The organism is Pseudomonadota bacterium, assembly GCA_039028935.1.
Classification (GTDB): Bacteria; Pseudomonadota; Gammaproteobacteria; order Steroidobacterales; family SZUA-146; genus SZUA-146.
The window spans coordinates 36,881-43,508 of record JBCCHD010000032.1 but is presented as its reverse complement, the minus strand read 5'-3'; the positions used below and the strand labels follow the sequence as shown (position 1 = coordinate 43,508).

Here is a 6,628-nt window from a genome sequence, read left to right as displayed (position 1 = left end):
CGCGACGGCCGGAACGATCGTTGGCGGCATCCTCGGTGCGATCGTTGGATATTTCGCCTTAAAACTTATTGGCATTGCACTCGCGATCGGGCTTGTCGTGTTGATTGGCTACGGTCTATTAAGTCTGGTGCAAACGGCGTTTGCTTCGCATACCTTTCACAGCGACGTGCCTTACGTTGTCGAAAAGGTAGCGAACATCTATGACGGTGACACAATGACTATCCTACACAACGGCGAGCTTCAGCGGGTTCGATTGCGTGGCATCGATACTCCTGAATTGAGTGAACCGAAATGCGAGCGAGAAAAGGAGCTGGCACGCGCCGCAAAAGAATTCACTGTTGAACAATTGCGTCGAGCGCAAACGGTGAGCTTGGTGAACATCGATCCGAACGAGGATCGTTACGGACGATGGATCGCGACCGTCCTGGTCGACGGTGTAAGTCTGAATGATTTGATTGTCGTGGAAGGGCACGGCCGCGTCTGGCGCGGCCGGCGCGAGAACTGGTGTTAAGGCGCTATTTTAAGCCCCTCACACTCATGCTCTACTGACAACTGCGCTCGCTTCACCTGGTCAAAGACGTCGACGGCCGCGGGCTGCTGCCCCGACGTCGTGAACGTCTTTCTGGTGTGCGCTTTCATTGAGTCGGACATCAATACAAATGCAAGGGCGTTACCGTCCTCGAGGTGCAGAGTCGCCGTTATCTTGTTTCGCCAATAGGCCCGATATCGATGAGGATCGACGGCCCTAATCTTGATGGTGGAATCCCATTCACCTTGCGGTGTCATGGTGACGTTGATTTCGTACACGTTGCTCGCGCCGCAATCAGTTAGCTTATTGTCCTCCGTTGTCGAGAAGTGCCAGGTCGCGAGCTCGTCAGTGCTCGCCGGCGTCGGTTCGATGAATGCCTGATGCGTTGCACAGCCAAGCAGCGTTACTGCAATTATTGCCCCAAATAGTATCCCCTTCATAAGTCGGTCCGTCTGTTGTGGCCAAGCGTGGAGAGCGACAGCACCGTGCCGTTTCGATTCACGCTTGGGGTTAATCGGAAGTCGTTGGTTAACATCCGTGGCGCGCGGTCGCGCAGCTCACTAGCCAACTGATTGAAGTATACAATCGTTGTCCGATTATGACTAACAAGCCTGTCAACGTTAGTTGTTGTTATCGGCAGTAGTACCAAGATTTGAAGATGCTCATCTTCGGCCGCAAACCGCTGTTCCTGGTTTCTTTCTTTCTGCTTTAACCGGCTTGCCGTGCGAGCCGCGTTGTGTGCATTGCGCCGACATTCTGGCGGCGGTACACGCTGAGTCTTTATCACGGTCTCGAGTGTAGGAGAGGGTACTGACGTTTGACGTTCTTTCCGGACGTGTTGAATCAGTAGTGCGAAAACCCTAAGCACCGCGATCGCAAGTCAATCAGGCCGAGTCCTCGCTACGCTGTGGGCCGCACCAACCTGGTGACTTGCTCTCTCGCTCGGCGCTTTTGAATGGGTCCGCAATTCAACTTAACGACCGGAGTAAGAACCATGTCAAATTCAAAACCAACCCTCTACGCCTACACCATCGTCGAAACCGGCGAAGACAAAAAAGACTTCTGGCAGCGTGTAGGTTCCGCCTGGGAAAACCAAGACGGCTCCATAAACATCGTCCTTAACGCGTTCCCTGTGAACGGCAAGTTGCACATTCGTGCTCCGAAGCAGGACGAAGCCGAGTCTTAACCAGCTCGCGGTTACGGCGGCCTTCGGGCCGCCCTTTTTTTGGAGGTGCCACTATGGAAACAACCGAACGTATTGCCAAGCTGAACGATATGTTTCGTTCAACGCTCACCTTCGGTGGCAAAGCGGTCTTGACGGCCGGCGTTGCCAACCTTGGACCCGAGGCGATTAAAGCCATCACTAAACAGGTCCGCGAATTCGCGGATTTCGATGCCGGCGAAGACGGCAACGACCCGTACAACGAGCACGATTTCGGGGCATTTGATTATGCCGGCAATCGCTTCTTCTGGAAGATCGATTACTACGACAATAACTACGAATACGGCAGCGAGAATCCAGCCGACCCGACCATCACGCGACGCGTGTTGACCATCATGCTAGCGAGCGAGTATTGATATGCAGTAGAAATACTGCATAATATCCGGCATGGATGACGGCGAGCTTGACCTGGTGTTCAAGGCGCTCGCCCACGTAGAACGGCGACGCATCTTGGTTTCACTACAACAGAAGGCTAACCAATCGCTTTTTGAGATCTGTGCGGGATCGTTCGCGAGAGACGGTAAGACGCTTTCGCGTCAGACCGTTTCACAGCACTTAGACATGCTGGAACGAGCCTCACTGATTGAGGTGACGTGGGAAGGGCGCACAAAAAAACATTCGATTAACGAAGGCCCATTGCGTGAGGCGATCGGAGCTTTAACCGACGATTTTTCTTAAAGGAGATATAACCATGAGAATCTATGTAACAACAGTCTTTGTAGATGACCAGGCTCACGCCGAAGACTTCTACACCAACAAACTTGGTTTTGTCGTTAAGAACGACGTGCCAGTTGGCGACGCGCGTTGGCTCACTGTCGTTTCGCCAGAAGATCAAGACGGTACCGAACTGCTACTTGAACCCGCTGGGCATCCTGCCGTTGGCCCATACAAAACGGCGCTCGTAGCAGACGGCATTCCCGCGGCATCGTTCCAAGTTGATGACTTGGCGGCGGAGCATGGACGCCTCGCTGGTCTTGGCGTTAACTTCACTCAAGAGCCTATGGACGCCGGCACCGTTCACATGGCAGTGCTCGATGACACTTGCGGTAATCTCATCCAACTCATTCAAATGAAATGACTCGCTGCATAGCGCTGGCCGCGCTAAGGTTTGTAGACCAAATGTTCTTTGGTCAGCAGCGGCTCGGATGCGTAACGCGGCTGCTCATGGAATACCCAATCAGTGCCCGTGCGCCAGATAAGCATCGCTAGCTCGAACTCAGCGCCGACGCGCTGAGTAGTGTGGGGTCGAATATCTGTGCGCCAGAATTCCATCATCGCGTCGAGGGACGCGAAATCTTTTCGGTACAGCGGCTTGGATTCAGTGAAGCGGTAGACGCCTTCCTTTGTGCGTGGCGCTGCAAATATTGAATAGCGTTGGGTCATAGCCAGTACGCTGCCACCATACCGAAAACCCAATGAATTTGCTGGATTTGGTCATTTTTTTGCAGTGGCTGATACACTCCAAGCACCAACGCATGATCTTGCTGGCATCCTCACTTGAGAGCGTTCTTTGAAACTAAACGCGCGAGGGTTGGAAATCCGGACGCGGGGAGGCTGATCCAGGAGCGACCTGCTGAGTGCATTGGGGTATTCGCCAGGTGGCGTGTCAAATGTACGTCGCTCACACGAAACCAACGCGAATACGGGATGCTCTCGGGTCGTGCTCACGCGCGCCTCGAGAGCATTCCTCTCGTTTCAGCGGTTTGAGGATCGAAGATCCCGCCGACAAACCGCGATCAGTACAAGACAGCCACATACGCAAATTTGCAGGCGATATGTAATGCCTGATCGACTAGAAAATTGAACCGATTTTCTGTCTTCGCGAAATCGATTGTTGCGTGCAAAGTGGTCTCGACCAAGCCAACGATCCACTGTCCTGTAATGAGATAAACCGCGCCGCCATGAATAAATGCGTGAGCAATTAGCCAGGCGTACCAAGGCGGAAATCCATTCGACACTTGGAAGGTGGCAGGTCTGTTGCGATGTTTTCCGATCGCCATGCTTTCGGGTTGCAAAGCAAAATCGCAAAGTGCGTGCCCAACGAGTAGGGCAAACAGTAATTCTAAAATCTCAATCGTCCTAGGCGCAGGTGGCCGGAGACTAATCGAAAACTAATTTCCTGTATGTCAACAACACGACACAAAAGCGGAAATAGTTATCCGAAATTCGGGACTTTTCCTTTGCAGCTAAACAATGCACCGCCTACTTCAAATTCTCGATAGTAATTAGTGCCACCGCTTTGAATAAGCTCTCGAGCGATCTCCGTGCAACGTTCTCGATGTTCTGCTTCCAGTCGTTCTTCTTCGGCTACTTTTGGCTTGTACCAAAACGTATCAATCATTCCGAGCACTGCAAATGCAATGACCAGGTTAACGAGCAATTTATCTTCGAGAAGCGGTTTGAGAATGTTTTGGAGCATTAGATTCAGGACGTTTTATGTAGGCGCGATCTTCACTTTATCGCGCTGATTTATATAAGCAACAGGGCGTCACGATTGCAGTGCAATCGTCGCGCTCGACGTGGTTCGCTAAACGCTCATCCCTGCAGGACTGTTGCACAGCCACTTTGATCCCTGACGCATCGCTAAGGGCGCTGCCCTCGCGCTCTGCAACCGAGTTCACTTCGTCGCCCCTACACCCGTTCGATTCTCGCTGCGCTGCGAGTCGCGTGCGGCTTTGGTTGCGCTCAATTGCAGATTGCTACCCCGGTCTTACTTGCGACGCGGCGCGGGTGCATGGCGGGGCGCAAGCACCGCTGGCGCGAGTAAAAACCTAAATCCATTAGCGAGGATATTGAAATGAGTACACAACAAAGCAATGCCATACAACTGTCTGATACCGTCGAGATTCCGTGGAATCTGTTGCGCAAAGGCGCAGCTAACGTCCGCGTTGTATCGCCGGAGAAAGCAGACGACGCAGCCCTGATCGCCAACATTGGCGAGACCGGCGTTATTCTGGAAAACCTGATCGTGACCCCAAACGAAGACGGTACATACGGCGTTCATGCCGGTGGTCGGCGTTGGAGTGCGATAGGCGCAAACGTCAAAAGCGGCGTACTTGACGAGACCTTTCCAGTGCCGTGCCGAGTGCAGGAAAGCGGAAGCCTTACAGCCGTTTCGCTGGCTGAGAATTTGCAAGCGGCGATGCACCCGATTGACGAATGTTCAGCTATGCAGGACATGCTCAAGGAGGGCATGGATCAGGAGGCGATAGCGTTGCATTTCGGACTACCGAAGCAGCGCGTAGCCCAACGTCTCAAGCTGGCTCAGGTTGCACCGTGCATCTTGAAGGCATACCGCAAGGGCGACGTTGATTTGCAAACGGTCATGGCGTTTACGTTGGCTGATTCAAAGAAGCGGCAAGTCGAAGTGTTCAAGGAGTTGGGCAATCACTGTCACGCGCACATGGTTAAGCGCGCATTAACCGGCGAGGCCGAGCGTTCCGATGGTCGGCTGGCGAAGTTCGTCGGCGTAGCGGCGTATCAGAAAGCCGGTGGCACAGTCATCAACGATATGTTTTCCGACTATGACCACTTGCCAGATCGCGAGTTGTTGGAGGCGTTAGCACAAGCCAAGCTGGACGCATCAGCCGAACGATTGAAGAAGAAAGAAGGTTGGGCGAACACCACAATCCTCTCTGACAGCTACTTTCCGTCGCACGAATATCACAGGATCGAACCGGAGCCGGTTGGCGTACCGGAAGACCTCACCAAGCGTTTAGAGAAGGCTATTGCAGATCAAAACGCTCTGGAAGAATCCGATGGTGACTGGACGGACGAAAGCGAAGCCGAGTTCGACGCGTTGACCGAAACGATTGGCGAGCTTGAATCGGAAATCGATGGGTTTCGCGAATACAGCGACAGCGACAAAGAACGTGCAACGTGTTTTCTCTATGTCACACATGGCGGCAAGCTGGAAATCGCGCGAGGCTACGTGACACGCGCACAAGCGCGTAAACAGTCCAAAGCCAGCGGCGAGGGCAAGGCCGAAGTCAGCACAGGGATGCCGAATGCACTGGTGCAAGACCTTGGCGTACATCGTCGCCAAATTGCGAAAGCGGCGTTGATCGGTGATCCGGCGTTAGCCAGTGACATTCTGCTCTACACCCTTTGCAGTCAGGTATTGAACCCGTACTCGTATGAGTCTCGGACTATCGATGCGCGGTTCGATGTGGTGGAACCCACAGACGAAGCCCATCAAGAAACGGTTGCCGGTCAAGCACTCAGCAAGGCGCGGAATCAGTTGTTCACCGAATGGATGGACATTGAGGACAGCGGCGAGCGATTTGCGGCGTTGCGCAAGCTCACGCCCAAGCGCAAGCAGACCTTGTTGACCTACTGCGTGTCAGCGCTTTTCACAGCCGGGGCATACGACGAAAGCAACACACTGGTTGAAGCGGTACTGGACGATCTATCGCCCGACTACGCCGCCTCATGGCGTCCTACGGGCGAAGGCTTTTTCAAGCGGGTTACACGCGACACGTTGTTGACCCTCGGCGGTGACTTGTTCGGTGAAGACTGGACGAGCCAGCACGGTTCAGCGAAGAAAGGCGGGTTGGTTGCCACGTTCGATACGTTCTTTAACGGACGGATGCCGAGCGACATTACCGACGAGGAAAAGGCGATTCGAGAGACTTGGTTGCCCTCAACGTTTCAGCAGGAGGATGAAGCGTGAGGCTTGACGAGTCGGTTCGCGGTCTCAGTGCGATTAGCACTGAGATTGCGGATTTTCGTTTGGAGTGCGAGGACAAGCAGCACACCGACATAGGCGATATTTGGGAGTTAATGACAGAGATCGAACAAGCCATCGGACACGTCCTGGTGGCTTGGAACAACGACAAAGGTTCCTCGCGTTCATAGGTGCAACGTACTCCTTCCAC

Annotated in this window: 10 protein-coding genes; 7 read left to right on the top strand and 3 right to left on the bottom strand. The window is 53.6% G+C overall.

The window, feature by feature from the left end:
• A partial coding sequence (locus AAF465_13715; protein ID MEM7083783.1) for a thermonuclease family protein occupies positions 1 to 511 on the top strand: 511 nt, incomplete at its 5' end.
• Here the strand turns inward: AAF465_13715 and AAF465_13710 are convergent.
• Positions 508 to 969, bottom strand: coding sequence for a hypothetical protein (locus AAF465_13710; protein MEM7083782.1), 462 nt, complete (start codon positions 967 to 969; stop codon positions 508 to 510). The genes AAF465_13715 and AAF465_13710 overlap by 4 nt on opposite strands.
• 554 nt (positions 970 to 1,523) lie before the next feature.
• Between AAF465_13710 and AAF465_13705 the strand changes: the two genes are divergently transcribed.
• The 4 genes from AAF465_13705 to AAF465_13690 are packed head-to-tail and all read left to right on the top strand — an operon-like array spanning position 1,524 to position 2,829.
• On the top strand, positions 1,524 to 1,715 hold the full coding sequence (locus AAF465_13705) for a hypothetical protein (GenBank protein ID MEM7083781.1): 192 nt from the start codon (positions 1,524 to 1,526) through the stop codon (positions 1,713 to 1,715).
• A gap of 53 nt (positions 1,716 to 1,768) precedes the next feature.
• Entirely contained in the window at positions 1,769 to 2,107 is a 339-nt protein-coding gene (locus AAF465_13700) for a DUF3768 domain-containing protein (protein ID MEM7083780.1), read from the top strand.
• Positions 2,108 to 2,138: 31 nt separating this feature from the next.
• A complete protein-coding gene (locus tag AAF465_13695) occupies positions 2,139 to 2,429 on the top strand; it encodes a helix-turn-helix transcriptional regulator (protein ID MEM7083779.1) in 291 nt (96 codons plus the stop codon).
• 13 nt (positions 2,430 to 2,442) lie between these two features.
• Positions 2,443 to 2,829 carry a VOC family protein gene (locus AAF465_13690; protein ID MEM7083778.1) on the top strand — a complete coding sequence of 129 codons (387 nt, stop codon included), beginning with the start codon at positions 2,443 to 2,445 and terminating at the stop codon, positions 2,827 to 2,829.
• 23 nt (positions 2,830 to 2,852) lie between these two features.
• On the opposite strand, the gene AAF465_13685 is transcribed toward AAF465_13690, so the two are convergent.
• Both AAF465_13685 and AAF465_13680 read right to left on the bottom strand, forming a co-directional pair.
• On the bottom strand, positions 2,853 to 3,134 hold the full coding sequence (locus AAF465_13685; GenBank protein ID MEM7083777.1) for a hypothetical protein: 282 nt from the start codon (positions 3,132 to 3,134) through the stop codon (positions 2,853 to 2,855).
• A 772-nt stretch (positions 3,135 to 3,906) separates the two neighbouring features.
• A complete protein-coding gene (locus tag AAF465_13680) occupies positions 3,907 to 4,170 on the bottom strand; it encodes a hypothetical protein (protein ID MEM7083776.1) in 264 nt (87 codons plus the stop codon).
• Between the two features lie 378 nt (positions 4,171 to 4,548).
• On the opposite strand from AAF465_13680, the gene AAF465_13675 reads away from it, so the two are divergent.
• Positions 4,549 to 6,423 (top strand): ParB N-terminal domain-containing protein, encoded by a 1,875-nt coding sequence (locus AAF465_13675; GenBank protein ID MEM7083775.1) that lies wholly within the window; start codon positions 4,549 to 4,551, stop codon positions 6,421 to 6,423.
• Positions 6,420 to 6,608, top strand: a complete 189-nt coding sequence (locus AAF465_13670) for a hypothetical protein (GenBank protein MEM7083774.1) — start codon at positions 6,420 to 6,422, stop codon at positions 6,606 to 6,608. Before AAF465_13675 ends, AAF465_13670 begins: the two co-directional genes overlap by 4 nt.
• Positions 6,609 to 6,628 lie beyond the last annotated feature (20 nt).

Excerpts from the sequence above, each read along its gene's own strand:
- AAF465_13710 (MEM7083782.1), bottom strand. The coding sequence starts at position 969 with ATGAAGGGGATACTATTTGGGGCAATAATTGCAGTAACGCTGCTTGGC.
- AAF465_13705 (MEM7083781.1), top strand. The coding sequence starts at position 1,524 with ATGTCAAATTCAAAACCAACCCTCTACGCCTACACCATCGTCGAAACC.
- AAF465_13700 (MEM7083780.1), top strand. The coding sequence starts at position 1,769 with ATGGAAACAACCGAACGTATTGCCAAGCTGAACGATATGTTTCGTTCA.
- AAF465_13695 (MEM7083779.1), top strand. The coding sequence starts at position 2,139 with ATGGATGACGGCGAGCTTGACCTGGTGTTCAAGGCGCTCGCCCACGTA.
- AAF465_13690 (MEM7083778.1), top strand. The coding sequence starts at position 2,443 with ATGAGAATCTATGTAACAACAGTCTTTGTAGATGACCAGGCTCACGCC.
- AAF465_13685 (MEM7083777.1), bottom strand. The coding sequence starts at position 3,134 with ATGACCCAACGCTATTCAATATTTGCAGCGCCACGCACAAAGGAAGGC.
- AAF465_13680 (MEM7083776.1), bottom strand. The coding sequence starts at position 4,170 with ATGCTCCAAAACATTCTCAAACCGCTTCTCGAAGATAAATTGCTCGTT.
- AAF465_13675 (MEM7083775.1), top strand. The coding sequence starts at position 4,549 with ATGAGTACACAACAAAGCAATGCCATACAACTGTCTGATACCGTCGAG.